We start from the raw sequence: 18,076 nt of genomic DNA, 5'->3' as shown, positions 1-18,076 counted from the left end.
TTGCTATTGAGCGAAGTCGAAATATGACAACTATTGACAATTCAAGCAAACTAATTCCCTTATATGCCACAGAATTGTCGCCGTGGCTTAATGAGCTTGATACTAATTTTGTCAGAGAATTGCCAGAAACGGGTGAGACTTACACCCTAGAAGATTTAATCAAGATGATTAAAATCTGCGTGGTAAATAAAGCGGCAATCAACCTGAAGATAGGGAGAGCGATCGCGGCATTAGGACTTTATCACCATAACGATCCTACTCTATACCCAACCGCAACAGGACAGAAAACAATCCAAGAATGGATGCGGGGAAACTTCGACTCAATGAAAGGAAGCCTTACCGCAGTAGCACGTAAAATGCTAAAGCAAGCGTACTCATTGGGGACATCCTGTGGTGAGATTCGCTGGTATAAACGCAAAACTCAACTGGGTTCCGAGTGGCGGTTAAAATCGATTCCGGTACTCAACCCATTACGGTATTCCTTTGCTGGCGTCAAGGGTAGGGTAGATCGGATTATTTACCGCCCATTATTTGATTCTCCCAAAGCTATACCCTACGCGAAATTGCTGCACATTTATTCACCTAGCTTGGATGAACCAGAAGATCCGCGAGGGGAGCCGGCGGCGGCGGCGGCATTGCCTTTCTATAAAAGCAGGCAGACTATGTACAAGCAATGGACTCAGGCTGCGCAAAGGCAAGCGACTGGCTTCACGATCATTAAAGCGCCCAGTGAGAAAACTGTCGTAATTCTTGGGAGCAATGGTAAACCGCTAACTAACGATGATGGGACGGTAAAAACTCAACCTGCGCTGTACGCAGCTGTTTCATCTGCCAAAAATATTGAAAATGGTAGTGTCTTCGGGACTGATAAAGAAAATGATGTCATCAATGTCCCTGGTGGTGGAGGTGAGGGGTTTTTTAACCTCACCTTGACGCACTACGAGAAAATGATTTTTTATGCTTACGGTGTACCCTCAACCATATTCAATGACACAGCATCAGGTATTGGTAACAGTGGCATCAATGCTGGGCATAGACTAATACTTGATAACCAAATTGAGGATATTGTAAATGATTTGCGAGATGAACTGTTAGAAAAAGTTGTGCGTCCTTTACTCATGGCTAACTTTGGCCCACGGTTTGAAGACAACTTGGGCGAATTCAAGTCTGATAAATTCCTCGATCCAAGTTTGGCAGCGACTAGGGTCAGCAATCTAACTGTGGCAATGTCTTCTGGAACAATTGACGCAAATGACTTGGAAGCAACTAATCGACTGCGTGAAGACTTAGGCTTATCACCTTTTACAAAAGAGCAATTTGACTCTTCACAATTAGCTAAGTTGCTGGCACAGCAAGAGCAAAACCAGCAGTACGCAGAGGGGTATTCTTGACGTTCTTTTGCGATCAAAGCAGCAACATTAGCTTTGCTCTCAGTGACTTCTGGGATGCCTAAAGACACCTTATAAGTCATCATGAAAAGACGCTGTTAACGTCAGATTAATTTTAACTTTTAATATGGCGGCATTGGTGACAAGTTAAGGTCATCAAAATTTGAGGTCGGAAATACAAATTTTTAGCCAGCGATGCCTACCGTGGTCTACGCCTACGCATCAAAAGCATCGTTCATTCTTACTCACAAGCCTCAGTGCAAAACTTAATTAAATACTGGGAATAATTGAGGGTTTACAGCATAATTACTATTGACAAAGCGAATTTTGACTTCACTTGTCACAAATGATATGGCGGCGTTATGAAAATTATAGCCTTAATAGCTACTGCTAACTCAAATTCACAGCCAGCGTTGATACTTACTCTAGAATCAACTGGCATTCTTCTAGGAAGTTTAGTGTCGCTTTCCATCTTATTAGGAATGGTAATTAAATTAATCACAAAGCTAAATTTAATATCTACCGAACTTAAAGCTTTAAGAGAAGATTTAAATGCTCACGCTGACACGGAAGGACATCAGCAAGTGATTGAACAATTAAGAGGAATTGAGAAAAACTTCCATACGTTTGATAAGCGCTTTGATGTTCATATTCAGGATTATTTGGGATACAAAGATATTGCATTGCTGGCGATTAATGGAAATAAGGAATTAATTGCTCATAAATGGATAAGAACAGAAGAAGAATTTGATAAAACCAATAGTGAGGTAAAAGAACTGCAAAAATATTTACAGCAGCAAGGAACTTTTAGGATTAGAGAGTAAGAGAAGGAATTATAAGGAAAATGCTGAAACCCTTGTGTATACTGAATTACAGACTTTTCCGGGAATTGGATCTACACCGAGTTTTTTCGCACCACACGTTCATTTTTGGGTTGAAATGAACCTACGACACGCGGGGGACTGGGGAGAATTTGAGCCGTAGATTATGCAAAAACTTCTATCAACTTATCAGGATAAAACCAGTCATCATAATCTTTCCAGAAGTCTTCAAAATCTTTTTCGTAGTCCGTTTCTTCTGTTTGATTGGCTGCTTGTTGATTTTCCACTTCGATGCTTCTTTAATTATGTTCTGTTGATTGACTTGTAGCTGGTTTTGCAGACTTGGCGCTGCGCCTAAAAATAGTGCGATCGCAAACACCCATAACATAGGATGAGCTTTCCCTAGATTCCACAACAGATGCCAATTGAGTAGCCCCAGAGTAGGTAGAGAGGGTAATTTAAATGTAAACCAAGAGGGAGTTGCAGAGTATCCCGGTTGCCAAACTTCATCAAGATTTACAAACACTACTTTAATTCGTGAATCCTGCTCAATCATTGAGGCAGTTTTTAATGCCGATGGTTGCTCCCTAGCGTCAGGGGTTAAAAATCCCATGACAACTAGTTTGTGCTTATTATTTAGTCCATAGAGGTTTAATTGCCCAACGGCTTGATAAATTTCATTGCGTCCAAGATATTTTTTCACCTCAACAATGGCACCACCTTGCCAATTGGTGACAATATCCGCCCTCCCGCCGTTAGCGCCAACTTCTAGTTGGACGCTGTAGCCAAGTTGCTTTAAGCGATCGCCTAAATAATATTGGAGGTGTTTTTCCTGCCAGCGATCGGGGAAGTTGGCGAGTTGGCAAAATTTAGATGGCAGCATATTTAGATGGGAATAGTTTCAAATCTATAAGCTTGGAATCTTGTGTCTAAGATTCCGCCTTGCACAATTCCATCGCCCCGACCTTGAAGAGTCGTAACAAGTTCACCGCGACGGTGTAACACCATTCGCCCATCAACTGCCTCTATACATTTAAAGGCAATCCGCAGTGGTAAACAAGCTCTTAAATCTGGAGGCAGACCTTGAGGATCTTCCTTGTTCCTCTTAGAACCGTGCTGTAACCCAATGAGAACGTGAATTTTTAGCCCTCTACCTCTCCTCACAACCTCACAAAGTTGCTGATCGTAAGTTTTTTTGAGCTTTTCATCCAAGGGTACTGTTCCTTTGTATTCATCAATTAGCAGCATCCATGCTGGCTGGGCTGTTAATTCTGCCTTACTCATACCGTTACGCCGATCGCACTCTTGGAAGTATTCACCCACGTACTCAAAAGTTTTTCCCATATCATTCATAGTGATATCGGGGAATCGCCTAGGAAAGTCTTCGTAATCACTAACTTTACCACCACAAATATCAACTCGGTTCCCTTGCATCAAGAGGCAGTAGGCGGCGGCACGGAGAAAGTTAGATTTTCCCGAACCGGTTGTACCCACTACTAAAATCTGTGGCGTGTCTTCATTGGCTAAATTAATCGTTATTTCACCATCAAGGGATTCCCCAAGGACAATTGTGCGATCGCCTTTGACCCATTCCCTTTTAGGGAAATCACAGAATTTGCGTTCCTCTGGTTTGAGAGAAATCTCTACCGCCACGAGTTCTGGCCCGTGGACGTATAGGGGAAGGTCGTTTTTCTCCCCCAAGGCTAATTTAGCAGCCGCCTTCCACTTAGTTAGGTTTGCAAAATCCTTAGTTTGGACTTTGAAAATCAAGCGCTGATAACTGGGTGCTACATCTACTTTAATGCACTGGGTTTCAATGCCAGCGATCGCAGCTGCTTTTTGAATATCGTTTGCTATATCCTTTTTAGGCTCAGTCTCGATAACCTGAACCGTTTGAATTGGTTGCGGTTGTTGGTACTGGACGACTTCAACTTGCCTCTGTTGCAAAGAAACAGCCTGTGTCGCCAAAATGCGCTCCATCTGCATCTCAGCTTCAGCTGTCGCAGCTAAAGCATCCCCAATACTAGAGCCGCTTTGCAGCATTGCTAGGGCCATTCTCACTATTGGGCCACTTTGCCCAGTTAGCCCCAGCACCTCACTAAAAATTGGTGCTGTCTGTCCCAATGTCTTTAGCTGTCGTTCCATATTCAAGTCTGCTTGCTCATTGTCCCGTTTCCTTTGGGCAGCAGACTCTAAATATTGTAATTGCTCCTCTGCTTGCGTATCCTTTAATACGCGCAAAATATCTTCTTGGCGCTCAATATCCTCGTAATCTTTCTTCATCCCCTGCAATCCAGTTGCCATAGCCGCTGTAAGTGCGATCGCAGTTATATTCCGGGGAACAAATAGCCAAGGATTTTGCTTCGACGCCGAGAGTGTCAATATTAATGCGATCGCACCTTGTCCCCCTACCATCAACCACCGAAGAAACATTTAAACCATCCAAATACTAAACCAACTGATGCTACTTGCAATACGATTAAGTTTTGTTGTTGTCCGTAGCTGTAGATGACTACTGCACTGATGCCGATGATTACTTGCGACCAAGGAAGGAGAGTGATTAATTGGGCGATCGCACTACACAATATGAACGCACACATCCATTGCAAAACTTTACAGATTTGGGACATTTCTGATCACTGATTTAAGGATTTCACGGAATGAAGGATATGACTAACTACATTGGTGCAAAAAAGTCAAGTATGTTACGAAACGTAAATAAGCTTAAAACCCTTACCAATGACCAATGACCAATGACCAATGACAGCCTTAGCCAGTTAGCTTTAATTGCGCCAACCTACTTAAGCCTTAATCCTTTGAGTAATCCCAGCAGATGCACCAGAATACCGCGCATCTCTGAGTTGACGAAATTTATCAACCAACGAAGTAGTTTGTTCTTCAAAGGGAGTTGGTTCTTTTTTGATTGATTCGCTGGTTAATTTTTCTTGTTTCTTGGCTTTCGATTGGACGTACTGGGAGGCGATACGGTTAAGGCTGATTGTTAAATCATCTTGCACTCCCGCGATCGCACTCCTTGAACCACCAACAATTTGCCGATACTTTGATTCCAGATTGGCTAAGTTTGTGCCAAGCGATTTTTCAAGTTCAGCGTGGACGTTTCTCGCTTCTGCTACGTTTTCGCTAACTTCAGACTGCTTTTCCCGAACCTTCTGAAAAGCTTTCAGGTAGCGACTAACAGCCGTTGAATATTCCCCCCAATTCTTAGCTTGGATTTCCGCACCCTTGGCTTTATCAATGAAAGTGGCGACTTCTGTTTCGTCTAAATCTCCAAATACCGTGACATCCACCGGAAGCATATCAGCTATGCGCTGGACATTTTTCCAAACTGCTGACTCCAAGCCAAAATGAGAATCAGGGAAGATGATCGCACTGCTAACAGTTCCATTCAAGTCTGAGAGGTCTAATCCCCCTTTAGAATCTTGTGGTTTTTGAGAAGTTGGTTTTACCATGTTTCGACTCCATTTAGACTGCGCTCGATGCAAATCACCTTACATCTATCAATGATTTGCAGGGTTGATATTCAACAAACACATCATCTTCAAATTGTTGCCATTCACTCTCTAGAGGACGGAAGTACCGAGCGTTATTCTCTAATTTGACCTCAAGGTTGATTTCAGGGAACTTAAACAAATTGTCTGTCTCATACACTCTGGTTAGTTCAACATCACGGTCAACCTGAAAGCCGAACTCCAGTGTTATGCCGATTTTTTTGTATCTCTTCCAGTAGTAAGAGAAAGCGTCTTTCTCCAAGAAATTAACGTTCTCTTGAGGAATGCCACCATCGAACCAAATTGCAAAAATCCCCAGTCCAGTATGATGAATTTTGGCAATCCCTAAGTTTTTCTCGTAGCTCCAGCAGGCTCTATGAAGATGAGCGGTTTTCAAGAATTTTCTCCACTTTTTTAACCTAATTGCGTAATTCCCCTTCCTCAGCCGAAGGCAGGGAGGGGAATTACGCAATTAGGTTAAAGTTCCGTTACGCGTTGCCATTTATGTTGATTCCTCCGTTTTTGGTTCATGCAGATCGTCTATGTCTTGCAGTATTTGCTGTTCGTCTCCAGTCTGCTAATTCTGAAACTGAGTAATGCCTCTTCAGGCTAAATTCACCCCTCTTGTACAAAGTTGATATTGAAAGCTTGCAACCGGATGCCGCAAGATACTTGGGCAAGTCTTCACCAAAGCATCCCTGCATCTCCCATTGATGCAGCATTTTAGAGCTAGAGGCAGTTTCTAAACTCATTGCAGTCCTGGCGCTCTTGCCCATCATCACAATCAACCGATTTACGCTAGGGAATTTTGCTGTGGGGTTGTCATGTCGCCAGCAGGACATGAAAACCAATAGCGATGCAATGCCCTCATCCACCAATTTTGAATTCTTGGGAATTACTAAATGCTGCTTCCAATTGAGCCAACCTTGTTTCGTCAGCTTGCGCCCCATCACCTCATCGCAACATTTTTTCACTTGGGGCAAAGGAATAAGTTTGACTTCTGGTGGTTTCTCCACGACAGGAGGATTGCAAGCTGCCTCTAACGCTTCTTCTACCTTGTATTTATTCGCTCCCCAATAATCTCGCAAACTCCTATAGGTTATTTCTCTTGTTGGAAACAGCTTACGCATATAAGCCAAGCAAAGCAATAATTCTGTCTGCTCTTGGGTATAAGAGCGTAAGCTCCGTTTCTTCCCCTGTTGGTAACACGCCCCCGCTAGCTTCTCCCAAGTAATCCAGGTTTCTCGCTTAATCGTTTTACCGCGAATAGCTTCGCACATTCTCAAGAGAATGGGGTATTGAGCTATCCATTCCTCGATGATCATTGTTTAATACCAAACTCGCTGCTATTCCTAAAAGTGTGATGCAAGCGATCGCACCACAAAACTCGCCTAACCCTGTCCCGTAACTCTCTATTTTTACAATCTCCTCAGTCGTCCCATCAGAATAATATTTGGTGTGCCTCTCCTCCTTATACATCTCTACCTTTTATGTGTTATCTAATACTTCTCAATCTCAGGAGCTTCAGTACTGATAATTAAAATTGGTGAATTAGAACTTGCTCAAGATGCGGTTTTGAGATTCCTGATTACTTGTTGACTTTTCTGTAACTCTACCCATTGCAAGCTTTTTACTCAATTCACCTTAGCAAAAGTCCTCTCTATGCGTTATCTGCTGCTTTGTTGCTTGCTAAATCTAGGGTAAGTATGTAGAACCAATGTAGTTGGACAATGAAGAGAAAATTCCGGTTTTGCTTATCTGGTAATTGTAAGCTTGGTGTTACATCTAAAAGATGTTTAGTCCAAGAATTATCAGCAACTTAATCTTTGTTAAGTACTAGGTGTACTGCAACTCTATGTATATTTTGTTTTTGGTTTCTCAAGGACAAAAGTCTACTTTCGATGTCAATTCCGAAGTTAGAAAACATTGATGTCAGTTGAGATTGACTGAGTTTTAAAAAATCATCTTTGCTGTTACGTCCATGTTTCAAACCTAAAAATATTTGGAGTTCCAGGACGCGGCGAAACTCCTGCCAAGAAATGCGATCGTGTCCAAATAAGTCTAAAGTCTTCAGGTACTGGTTAATAGTATCTCTAGATTGGATATCTAAGAGAATACGGCATTCTCGGATACTTATTTTCTCTACTCTTAATGTCGAAGTGTTGAACATATACACATATTAAAAAACCCGCAGCTTGGCGGGTAGTCATATTCGTCGCAAAAATGTCGTAAAAGTGCGGTTAGAAATCAAAAAAAATTCGGTACGTTTTCCCCGATTCTTCCCATTTAGTATTGACTTCGCTAAATATCCACCTGGCGTACCGGGGGGTTTTCTGCTGCCAGCGCTGAATTGTTCTGATGTCGCGCTCAAAGAATGCAGCTAGCAAATTAAATATTTCGTAGTTTTGGGATAATTCCCATTTGGTCAAAAATTCAAGTAGTGTCATAATGCGATCGCCTCCAAGTCTATTTTGGGTGGAACTGCCCCTTCTGGGGTGGGAGCGATCGCAGTTCCGTCGAAGGTGTGCGATCGCTTTTAACTTTTGTGGATATTTTAGCACGACTGAAGTAAACCTGTTCTAATTTGAGGTAGACTTGATTTACAGCAAAACAGTCGGCAGCTTATGAGCTAATGTCCTACCAGTTCAACCTCTCCTACTACTACATCACTCCAGAGAACAACGAAAGACTTGATACTTTTGGCGAAGCATCGGGAGACTCAAGACAGACGTTGATTATGCAATATGTGCGAGGATGGCTAGGTCGCAACCGAGCTTATTACACTGGCTTGGCAAGACTAGACTTTACTAAGCGAGAAATAAATATTGATGAGTGGATAGATGTAGTGATTACTCAGGGCTTTGAAGGGTTGCCTGATTACAAAAATCCCCCAACGAGTGAAGATATTCCACCAAATCCATTAGGGCATATTGTATTGCCAGGAGGAATGCAAAAACAGGTTATCAATTATATACATTTGACCAAGCAGAACTTTATCCTACTTAGAACGGCAATCTACTTTGATGGCTCAAGGATTGCTCAGTATCTTTCTAAGATTATTCATGAGCATTTACAACGAAATTGGGATGCCTTATATGCACCCCAAATAGAGGCAGAAAATTCAAACAATTGGCTAAGGAGATGATATGACCACAACTCAAACAACGGAACTGACTAAAGAAAAGATTCAAAAGGCGGTCAATGTCATTATTGACAAAATGCCACCAACCAATAGCTTGCACCGTCAAGTTCTTGCAGCGTTCCGTGATGAAAACTATGTAGAGGTTAAAAAGTTAGCGGCTTTTCACCCAACTGACAAATACGCTCAAGCTATAAGTTACTTGGGAGGTGCGTTTAACCCTCAAGCTATTTCTAGCGGTAATACCTTTACGATTTTAGCCGAGAGCGCACGCAATGTTGGACATCTAGTTGGCGATCGCATAGTGCAAGATATTGGCGCAGAAATTGCAGAGGTGCTTGGTTAGAAAAGTAAGCGATACTTCGGCTACGCTCAGTACAAGTTCGCTATTCTTGCACGAAAGAATCAGGTTTCTCGGCTCCATCTGTCAACCCGAAACCCACCTTCCAGATAAAAGGCGCAGGTTGCGATCGCTATTTTTGGAAATTTCTGGTAAAATAATTTCAACACAAAACCCAGCCGCCGTGGAAAGTTGCTGGGTTCTGCTTAACCATTAGTAGCCAGATGAGCAATCATCCCGGCCGATTTCTTATGACTACTTTACCACTTGAGCGACCAATTGAACAAGGTGCGATCGCAAATTCTTCCAAAAGTTTTTTAACCCAAATCCTAGAACAAGCGACCCAAGCGACTCGGAGCTTTTTACAGTCGTGCAAAAATATTTGGGAGGCAAAGCAATTACCGAAGAGTGAGTGGGACGAAATCAAGCAAATGCTAGGTTGGAATAACCATACCGCCAATCCCTACATTAAAATCTGGGAATGGATATCTGATTCCAAAGTCAGTCCTTACAACTTAGAACTACTGGATATCAATACAATCAAGTCCCTCTGCTCTGATAAGTACTTGGATATCTGGTATCAACTCCAATCCTCTCGCATGGTAGTTAAGGATGTTCGGGCACTGATGACGGACATAAACAAATCGCTGAAAGTTGCCAAAAAACCTCTCAAGGTGCTGGAGTGGGAGCAAAATAAGTATGGAGAGGATGGCGATGCTCGACTAATCATCCGGTTAGAAGACCGGGATACAGGGGTAGAACTGGAGAGACAATTCAAGGAATCGGGCAAAGTTTCGGTTTCACTGTTCCTCAAAGAACTGTTGCGCCGTCCCACAGTAGATGAGCAGGTTATGGCGCAGCAAGAATTCAATACTTATATCCAACAGCAGCAACCCGAACTACCTCCTGCTAAAGTTGACCGAATTACTGAGCTAACCGCTAACCTCCGGAAAATTGATCATGAGATTGCTGTGCTTATTGAAGATGGGTACGGCGAGGATACCTTGCCACTGGTATTTGCGAGGAAAGGAAAAAGTGCGATCGCGCGAGAATTGGCGATGTATGGGGTGCGTCCAGACGTGAGCCAATAGCGATCGCCTCAATTTCATCAGCAGTAAACGCCGTGTCAGATTCAATAGTGTAGTCGTGTGCAAGATCATCGTCAGGTTGTAAATCTTGTATCATTATCTTAACTATTGTTTAATCCTCTTGAGAATATTTCCATGCATTCTCAAGAGGATTTTTGTCTACCCAAAAAACGTTGACATCATTGAGCGAAGTTTCTGTACCAGCCCCTCAATTAAACCCAATTTTTCGGTAAGCTCTAAATTAGAGGAAGAAACCAGTGACAGCAACGATTGAGCCAAAATTTAAAGTAGGCGGTCGTGACTCCAAGATTCACGAGTCTGGTAGTCTAAAGATTTATACCAAGTCGAGTTATTAATCAAGTCAGAAGCAACTTCAGGAAGTTTTTCATCTGCCTTAAATACGGTTTCTAAAAATGAAACTACTGTTGAAAGCTTTTGCTCAAACTCAAACTTTGCTCTATTTTGAGTTGTGGTAGCCATCTGAATTAAACGACTATTTTGCGCCAATCCAAAAATTCTAGAAATATATCCACAAATAGACTTTCAATTTCTGATGTAGAATGCCCAATTTTATGGTAACGACTATCTGCTCCTTGTTCTACATCTTCAGGGCAATGTTCCAGCCTATTTAATGTACTCTTACCTGCCAATATTACTGGCTCATTCTCTAATCCAATTCTTTTTCCTAATGCTAAAGCAAACATTGGAGCATGACGTAATTCCTCGTGATCATTTAAGTCTTCATACTCCATGACCAGTCCGTATATTCTTTGTGTAATTAAACTTTCTACTGTATGATCAATTCGATTTGATTTTCGGTAATCTTGGAAACATTGTGCAAACTGTGATGTTATTTGTAGTTTTCTGTCTATCTCAGCAATTAAGCTTAGTCCAGCATCAGATGTTACCTGCCCACCCTGGAAATTAACTACAACTGGTGGTGACTTTGGTTGTTCAAATCTAAACTGTTTTGGGAGCGATGCCTGCGGCGGGCTTTGCCTACGCCTTGTGGGTCGAATCATCGTTTATAACTGCTGAAATACTTGCCATACAGACATTTTAGCAGTTTTAGTTCCCGCTTTTTTCCGAGTTTGTGAGAAATCCGGGACCATAATCTTTGATTTGGTGTGGGAGTATGTCACAATAATGAGAAAATTGATAACAGCAAGAGGGGAAGACACTTGAATATTCTACCCCTGGATCCCAGGTAGAGGATATTTGTGAAAATCGGCTGTACTTGTGAAATAAGTGCAAAATATCGGGGAAATATGATTCAAATTTTGGATTTAACCTTGAGAGAAGGAGAACACTTCCGGAGTTGATTTTTCGGAATTCGTAAGTGACACGTGATGAAAGTAATATCATATAGCAATAAAGATCTGGATAATAAAATAACACAAGAAAAACCAGACGCGTCTGTCAATTGGTGGGCAACTCTGGGTATTAGCATGGGAGTATTTATCTTTGCTTTAGATGTCTACATTGTTAACCTTGCTCTACCAAGAATGGTCGAATCACTCCACACTAGCTTTGCTACTATTCAATCGGTGGTTTTAAGTTATCTGTTGGCGATCGCAATATTTGTGCTGAGTGTGACTCAACTTGGAGATATATTCAGCAAAAAGCAATTATATATTATTGGACTAATAGTATTCACAATTAGCTCCCTATTGTGTGGACTAGCACCAAGTATAGGTTTTTTGCTCGCCTTTCGCTTTCTCCAGGGACTAGGTGCTGCCTTTTTAGCTGGACTGGGAACGGCAATGATTGTGGAAGTATTTCCACCAGAGCAACGCGGATTTGGACTAGGTATAAGATCTGCGGTTTTTGGACTAGGGCTTAGCTTGGGACCAACAGTTGGAGGGTTACTAATTAATTTGGGGGGCTGGCATTTAATCTTCTTGGTGAATGTGCCAATTGGGATTGTTACTAGTTTGATTGTAGCTTATTTTGTACCTCCTTCTGTTGTTAATGGTACAAAATACCGCTTTGACATTGTTGGAAGCTTCTTATTAGCCCAAACATTGTCTTGCTTTATACTAAGTATAACTCTGCTGCAAACTCAAGGTTTTGGTTCTTTAGGTGGGCTGACTTTGCTGATTGTATCTGCCATCAGCTTAGTCTGTTTTTTATTGGTAGAAACCCGTCTTAACCAGCCAATGCTCAACTTGGAGATTTTTCGCTCGTTAGACTTCAGCTTTGGTTTAGTTCTGCGTTTTCTGGTAAATTTCGTCATAGCGGGTGCTATGTTTATACTGCCATTTTTCTTTGAATTAATTAAGCATTATCCCACAGAAAAAATAGGTTTATTATTAGCAGTACCAGCGATTATTCTTGTACTTACAGGACCTATTTCTGGTACACTTTCTGATCGTTTTGGCTCGCGTGTCATCAGCTTAATTGGATTAGTTTTAATGGCTTTTGGTTGTTTATTTCTCAGCACCTTTAATAGTGAATTGTCCGTATATAAATATATTATTTATATTTTTCCTTATGCGATCGGGGTAGGGATGTTCCAGTCGCCCAACAATAGCGCTATCATCGGAACCGCGCCAAAGGATAACTTAGGTTTAGCTTCGGGATTATTGTCCTTGTCGCGAATATTGGGGCAAATGCTAGGTGTACCGCTTGTGGGTGCGTTTTTTTCCTTGGTAACAATGAAAAGCGCTCAACTTGCACTCAATATCGATGTTACCAACGCTCCACTTGAAGCATTAATTTTTGGTATGCAGACAAGCTTTCGCGCCATTGCTGTCTTGTTGTTCACTTCAGTGATAGTTGCTACTTTTGTATCGTTGCAATCTTGTCATATGTCGAGTACCAAATTAAGTGACATCGATTCAGAATTAACTGACGGGAGCGGAAAAGGCTCAAAGACATGATTGTTCCTACCCATTTGCCGAAGAATTAGTAAATTTTGTTATCCTAGGAATAGAGGCTTAGTTTTTAGTGTCTCAGAAACTAGCAAATTCTGATTTTCACTTAAAAGATTGGATTATGGCTCAAAAGCAGCAGTAAATTTGACGTTAGCCTATATGAAAATAATTCTACCTGTAGAACTTGCAGCTAAGGTCGAGCCAGTGTTACCCCCAGATATTGAATTTGTGCGTGTAGATAGCGAGGGGAATTTTGATGGTGATCCTAGTGACGCTGAAGTATATTTCAACGGATTTAAATTAAAAAATACGACTCTCCATAAAGTATTGGCAGCAGCACCTAAAATTCGTTGGCAGCATACACCAAGTTCTGGCGTAAATCGCATCCTTACACCCATTTTCTTAAAACACAATATACTGCTCACTAATGGGCCGGGAGTTCATGCCATTCCTATCGCGGAATTTGTCTTGAACTTCATGCTTTATCATGCTAAAAATGTCCCTAAGTTGCAAAAGTCCCAATCAGAGTACCACTGGATGAATTGGTTAGAGCTACAGGAGTTATATAATAAGAATTTACTCCTTATTGGTACAGGGAATATTGGTCAAGAAATTGCCGTTCGTGCCAAAGCTTTTAGTATGAATGTTTTTGGCAGTCGTCTTCATCCAGAACCATTACCCAATTTTGACCTAATTGTGGGTGCAGACAAATGGAGATCACTTCTTCCAGAGGTAGACTATGTAGTCATTGCCACACCTCTAACACCTGAAACTAAAGGCTCAATTGATGCAAATGCATTGCGGTCGATGCGCAAAAGTGCTTACTTAATTAATATAGCTCGCGGTGCGATTGTTGATGAAAATGCCTTACTTACTGCTCTACGTGAAAAATGGATTGCTGGTGCTGGATTGGATACGTTTACTACTGAACCTCTACCCCCGGAAAGTCCTTTTTGGTCTTTACCTAATGTGTTGATAAGCCCTCACTGTTCATCACTTACACCACAACTCTACGACCGTATTGTAGCATTATTTATCGATAATTTAACACGCTATCGTAACGGTAAACCTTTACGTAATGTCGTGGATAAAAACGCTGGCTATTAACATTAAAAGTGTTAATTGTTGGTGGAAAATAATAATCTCACCATAAATATTATTAGTTTTTTGTAAATACAAACGACAACGAGCACAGCTTATAGGACTTACGCCATGTGCGTTAGTAGTCGCTGCATTCACATGAATGCTTTTTTGGTGGCGTTAATGGCCACAGGGTAAGCGCATCTCAAACCCTATTGATACAGTAGTTTTAGGGTTTACCCAAAACACAAATTAAGTTCAAAATTACCGCACTGAGTCCAGGGAGGATTGACAGAACGCACTTTTATGTGGTCCAAAAACACAAAAAGCTATTTGACTCATGTTTTTTCAATCATTTACGACAATTCGTCCTATTTTGAATGAAAAATCGATATTCAGATAAAGTTGTAAGCTTTTTGTCTGTATCGAGAGCTACAAAATTAGATGCGCTTACCCTGTTAATGGCGATTCTAGTCGCTTTTTTGTGGCGGGAGATAGAAACCAACTGATGCTCTCGATGTGATTTAATGATAGCTAGGCTAAAATTATGTTTTGATTAGCATATGCATAACGTCAAAAAGCGTCTCGATTTCCCTGTCATAGATGCAGACAGCCATATTGTTTTACCCAACGATAACAGTTGGTGGGAAGAGATAATTTCAAAAAAGTACGTAGATTGGATGCCAATCTATAAAGACTCACGACTCTATGCTGAAGGTGGGATCGTTGAATAACCTTCAGCTACATTTCATGGCATGTCGTTAATAGCTTTGAGCGTGATGGCATTGATGGGTTGATTGATCGGCTCAAAATCCGTAGGGAGAATAGTATTTGAGAAACAATTTTTATGGATGTCTACAATTTTTCAGCCGGACCGGCGATGCTGCCAAAAGCGGTGATGAAGGAAGTCCAAGAAACATTCCTCAACTATCAAAACATCGGAGCTTCTATTATTGAAATCAGTCATCGATCAGATACTTTCGTTGAAGTCATAGAAGAAACCAAGCAGCTTTTTTCTGAACTGACTAATCTTCCTTCTAACTATAAGATCTTGTTTGTTCATGGCGGGGCAAGGATGCAGTTTTCTGCTATCCCTCTCAATTTGATTGCTCGCTCTCCTGTGAGAAAGTCTTGCTACGTTGAAACAGGCAATTTTGCTAAACAAGCCTGGGAAGAAGCGAAGCGCTATGGCATTGCTCAAGTGGTTAGTAGCAGTGCAGATAGCAATTTTGATCGTATTCCTGATGCGCGATCAATCCAATGTGATGAGGAAGCGGCATATTTGCACATTACCAGTAACAATACCGTCTATGGTACTCGCTGGAATAGCTTTCCTACAGGGAATCAAGTTCCGATTGTGGTTGATGCTACCTCGGAAATTCTCTCAAGAGAGATAGACTATTCTCGATTTGGTGTCACTTATGCTGGATTTCAAAAAAATCTCGGACCATCGGCTCTGGCATTGGTGCTCATTCGCGACGATCTTCTCGACTATGCTTTGCCAGAAACGCCATTACTGCTCAACTACAGTGTTTATGCTCAGGATAACTCCTTATATAACACAACCAATACCTTTACTATTTACATGATGAAACTCATCTTGCGCTGGATCAAAAGCTTGGGAGGCGTTGCCGCTATAGAAAAGCTTAATCATGCTAAAGCGAAATATATTTATGATTATCTAGACGGCACTGGATTCTATCAAGGCTTTGCCCAAAAGAATCACAGGTCAACCATGAATGTGACATTTCGTCTGCATGATGAATCGTTAACCGCTAAATTTCTGCTCGAAAGCAGTGCAACTGGACTAATTGCACTTAAAGGTCATCGCTCGGTTGGCGGTATCCGTGCATCCCTATATAATGCCATGCCGATAGAAGGAGTCCAAGCTCTAGTAAAGTTTATGGGAGAGTTTGAGAGAAATTATGGTTAATTTATGACTCACATCACTGACTCGGAATTTTGCGGCAAACGTTTTACTACCCCCGAAATGCGGTTAGTTTTTGCAGATGTAACTCGGTATCAACGTTGGCTAGATATTGAAGCTGCACTAGCTCTGGTACAAGCCTCACTAGAGGTGATTCCCAGTGATGCGGGTGATGAAATTGCTGAAAAGGCTAAACTTGAGAATCTGGATTTAGGTCGTGTCAAGATAGACCTAGAGCGGACAGGTCATTCACTTGTGCCATTGCTGAGAGAACTGCAACGGGTATGCCGCGATAGTCTTGGAGAATATGTCCACTATGGTGCAACCACACAAGATATCCAGGACACAGCGACGATGTTAGAAATGCGAGATGCATTTAAACTAATACAGCGTGATGTCAAAGCCATTGCTCAAACTCTAACGGAACTGGCTAACCAGCACCAAGATACACTAATGGTTGGTCGTTCTCAGGGGCAACATGCACTGACGACTACTTTTGGCTATCGCTTGGCTATCTGGTTAGATGAGTTGCTCCGCCATCTAAGCCGAATGGATGAAGCCAAGGAGCGTATTTTTGTCATCTCCCTGTTTGGCGGTGTCGGCAACATGAGTTGTCTGCCAAAAGGGATTGAAACCATGCAAATGCTGGCTAAACGATTAAATCTCATGCCAGCAAATACCAGTTGGCATACTGCACGCGATCGCATTGCCGAATTTGTTATGCTCTTATCGATGACGGCATCAACGTTAGGCAAAATTTGTAACGAAATCTATGTCTTATCGCGTACTGAATGCTCCGAACTGGCTGAACCCTACACACTAGGAAAACTGGGTTCGTCAACTATGCCTCATAAACGAAATCCAGAAGTTTCTGCCCAAGTGGTGCTTCTTGCAAGGATGACAAAATACAATGTGGCAATGTCACTAGAAGCCATGATTGCTGAAGACGATCGCGATTTGCGCTCACTAAGAGCAGACTGGGTATTTATCCCTGAAGTTTGTAGTTACACTGCCGCCGCAGCACATCTATGCGGCAAGTTATTGCAAGAACTAGATGTTTGTCAAGACAACATGGCAAAAAACCTCAAAGCACAGAAGGACTTTATCTTTTCTGAAGAATATATGATGGTTCTTGGCAAGATTTTGGGAAAACAGTCTGCACATTCCCTAGTTTATGAAGCGTCTATGCGAGCTTATGACAGTGGAGAGCCTATTGTTAATCATCTTATGGAACACCCACAAGTACAGCAGTTCTTTAGTCGCTCTCAACTTGAAGCTCTTCAGGCACCTACTAATCGCATCGGCGCAGCTAAGGAGTTGACGCAAGCTATTATTGACAAATCTAGAAGCTATTTATCGAGATATCTTGTTTAACTGGAGTTTAGCTACTTCGCCTTATATCCCGACACCATAGCTGTACTCAGCTTGGTGTCGGGATATAAGGCGGGGGATGAGGAAGACATCCCCGACCTATGTTCATCACAGATGAAACGCGGAAGTGGGATGGCTGACAAATCCCCAATTGTCGTGCTATCAAAAGCAATCGAGGTTTTAGTCTGGTTTGTTTTGAGATTCGACATATTTTTTCAGTGTTTCAACATCTGAGTTTGTTGTCGGTGGAACCATAAGATTGCCGTGAAAACCCCACACCACGCTTTGAAATATCTCCCTGTCCTGGGCGCAGTCAGCACGGTAGCGGGGAAAGTGTACGTAGGCGCTAGGTCGGCTCAATTGATCCCCTACATCGTGTAAGGTGAGCAGTTCATAAGTGCCAACTAACCCATGCACAACACTTGTTCTATTGGCAAGAGACTTAATAGCTTCTGGTAAATCTGTGAGCTTGCGCCCGGAAGCTATCATCAGCATATGATGAGCTTCATCAATAAAAAATATTTTGGGTTTACGATG

At 41.9% G+C, this 18,076-nt stretch carries 19 protein-coding genes and 1 pseudogene; 9 read left to right on the top strand and 11 right to left on the bottom strand.

Translation table 11 applies throughout. The features are described from left to right. Window positions 1-23: 23 nt before the first annotated feature. Entirely contained in the window at window positions 24-1,391 is a 1,368-nt protein-coding gene (locus tag LC605_RS14890; RefSeq protein ID WP_229548305.1) for a hypothetical protein, read from the top strand. A gap of 359 nt (window positions 1,392-1,750) precedes the next feature. After that, window positions 1,751-2,212: a hypothetical protein gene (locus LC605_RS14885; protein WP_229548304.1), complete on the top strand. Its 462-nt coding sequence runs from the start codon at window positions 1,751-1,753 to the stop codon at window positions 2,210-2,212. Between the two features lie 178 nt (window positions 2,213-2,390). Here the strand turns inward: LC605_RS14885 and LC605_RS14880 are convergent, their stop codons facing one another. The 8 genes from LC605_RS14880 to LC605_RS14845 all read right to left on the bottom strand — a co-directional run bounded on the left by LC605_RS14880 (window position 2,391) and on the right by LC605_RS14845 (window position 8,279). Beyond that, window positions 2,391-3,092, bottom strand: coding sequence for a restriction endonuclease (locus LC605_RS14880; RefSeq protein ID WP_229548303.1), 702 nt, complete (start codon window positions 3,090-3,092; stop codon window positions 2,391-2,393). A gap of 2 nt (window positions 3,093-3,094) precedes the next feature. Then, a complete protein-coding gene (locus LC605_RS14875) occupies window positions 3,095-4,642 on the bottom strand; it encodes an FtsK/SpoIIIE domain-containing protein (protein ID WP_229548302.1) in 1,548 nt (515 codons plus the stop codon). Continuing rightward, the gene (locus LC605_RS14870; RefSeq protein WP_229548301.1) at window positions 4,624-4,839 is read right to left on the bottom strand and encodes a hypothetical protein; all 216 of its coding nucleotides are present in this window, start codon (window positions 4,837-4,839) and stop codon (window positions 4,624-4,626) included. The genes LC605_RS14875 and LC605_RS14870 overlap by 19 nt, the downstream gene beginning before the upstream one ends. Window positions 4,840-5,010: 171 nt before the next feature. Continuing rightward, window positions 5,011-5,679, bottom strand: a complete 669-nt coding sequence (locus tag LC605_RS14865) for a hypothetical protein (RefSeq protein WP_229548300.1) — start codon at window positions 5,677-5,679, stop codon at window positions 5,011-5,013. 34 nt (window positions 5,680-5,713) lie between these two features. Continuing rightward, window positions 5,714-6,115 (bottom strand): hypothetical protein, encoded by a 402-nt coding sequence (locus LC605_RS14860; protein ID WP_229548299.1) that lies wholly within the window; start codon window positions 6,113-6,115, stop codon window positions 5,714-5,716. Window positions 6,116-6,245: 130 nt separating this feature from the next. After that, window positions 6,246-7,043 (bottom strand): hypothetical protein, encoded by a 798-nt coding sequence (locus tag LC605_RS14855; RefSeq protein WP_229548298.1) that lies wholly within the window; start codon window positions 7,041-7,043, stop codon window positions 6,246-6,248. Window positions 7,044-7,537: 494 nt separating this feature from the next. After that, a complete protein-coding gene (locus LC605_RS14850) occupies window positions 7,538-7,888 on the bottom strand; it encodes a hypothetical protein (RefSeq protein WP_229548297.1) in 351 nt (116 codons plus the stop codon). A gap of 70 nt (window positions 7,889-7,958) precedes the next feature. Next, entirely contained in the window at window positions 7,959-8,279 is a 321-nt protein-coding gene (locus LC605_RS14845; RefSeq protein ID WP_229548296.1) for a hypothetical protein, read from the bottom strand. Window positions 8,280-8,350: 71 nt separating this feature from the next. Between LC605_RS14845 and LC605_RS14840 the strand changes: the two genes are divergently transcribed. The 3 genes from LC605_RS14840 (at window position 8,351) to LC605_RS14830 (ending at window position 10,288) form a co-directional block, all read left to right on the top strand. Continuing rightward, window positions 8,351-8,863, top strand: coding sequence for a transposase (locus tag LC605_RS14840; RefSeq protein ID WP_229548295.1), 513 nt, complete (start codon window positions 8,351-8,353; stop codon window positions 8,861-8,863). 1 nt (window position 8,864) lies between these two features. Further along, window positions 8,865-9,203 (top strand): hypothetical protein, encoded by a 339-nt coding sequence (locus tag LC605_RS14835; protein ID WP_229548294.1) that lies wholly within the window; start codon window positions 8,865-8,867, stop codon window positions 9,201-9,203. 245 nt (window positions 9,204-9,448) lie between these two features. Continuing rightward, entirely contained in the window at window positions 9,449-10,288 is an 840-nt protein-coding gene (locus LC605_RS14830; RefSeq protein ID WP_229548293.1) for a hypothetical protein, read from the top strand. Window positions 10,289-10,567: 279 nt separating this feature from the next. On the opposite strand, the gene LC605_RS14825 is transcribed toward LC605_RS14830, so the two are convergent. Both LC605_RS14825 and LC605_RS14820 read right to left on the bottom strand, forming a co-directional pair. After that, the gene (locus LC605_RS14825; RefSeq protein WP_229548292.1) at window positions 10,568-10,765 is read right to left on the bottom strand and encodes a hypothetical protein; all 198 of its coding nucleotides are present in this window, start codon (window positions 10,763-10,765) and stop codon (window positions 10,568-10,570) included. Window positions 10,766-10,770: 5 nt separating this feature from the next. Beyond that, the gene (locus tag LC605_RS14820; protein ID WP_229548291.1) at window positions 10,771-11,307 is read right to left on the bottom strand and encodes a transposase; all 537 of its coding nucleotides are present in this window, start codon (window positions 11,305-11,307) and stop codon (window positions 10,771-10,773) included. Between the two features lie 327 nt (window positions 11,308-11,634). Between LC605_RS14820 and LC605_RS14815 the strand changes: the two genes are divergently transcribed. From LC605_RS14815 to LC605_RS14800, 4 genes are all read left to right on the top strand, one after another. Then, the gene (locus LC605_RS14815) at window positions 11,635-13,167 is read left to right on the top strand and encodes an MFS transporter (RefSeq protein WP_229548290.1); all 1,533 of its coding nucleotides are present in this window, start codon (window positions 11,635-11,637) and stop codon (window positions 13,165-13,167) included. Between the two features lie 153 nt (window positions 13,168-13,320). Further along, window positions 13,321-14,268, top strand: coding sequence for a D-2-hydroxyacid dehydrogenase (locus LC605_RS14810; protein ID WP_229548289.1), 948 nt, complete (start codon window positions 13,321-13,323; stop codon window positions 14,266-14,268). 820 nt (window positions 14,269-15,088) lie between these two features. Beyond that, window positions 15,089-16,174, top strand: a complete 1,086-nt coding sequence (gene serC / locus LC605_RS14805) for a 3-phosphoserine/phosphohydroxythreonine transaminase (RefSeq protein ID WP_229548288.1) — start codon at window positions 15,089-15,091, stop codon at window positions 16,172-16,174. A gap of 3 nt (window positions 16,175-16,177) precedes the next feature. Then, window positions 16,178-17,542 (top strand): adenylosuccinate lyase family protein, encoded by a 1,365-nt coding sequence (locus tag LC605_RS14800; RefSeq protein ID WP_229548287.1) that lies wholly within the window; start codon window positions 16,178-16,180, stop codon window positions 17,540-17,542. Window positions 17,543-17,719: 177 nt separating this feature from the next. Here LC605_RS14800 and LC605_RS14795 read toward each other — a convergent pair. Next, a pseudogene (locus LC605_RS14795) lies at window positions 17,720-18,076 on the bottom strand (TniB family NTP-binding protein); the annotation flags it as partial.

This window comes from Nostoc sp. CHAB 5836 (assembly GCF_020829445.1).
GTDB lineage: Bacteria > Cyanobacteriota > Cyanobacteriia > Cyanobacteriales > Nostocaceae > Nostoc.
This window is presented reverse-complemented; position numbering and strand designations above follow the sequence as displayed.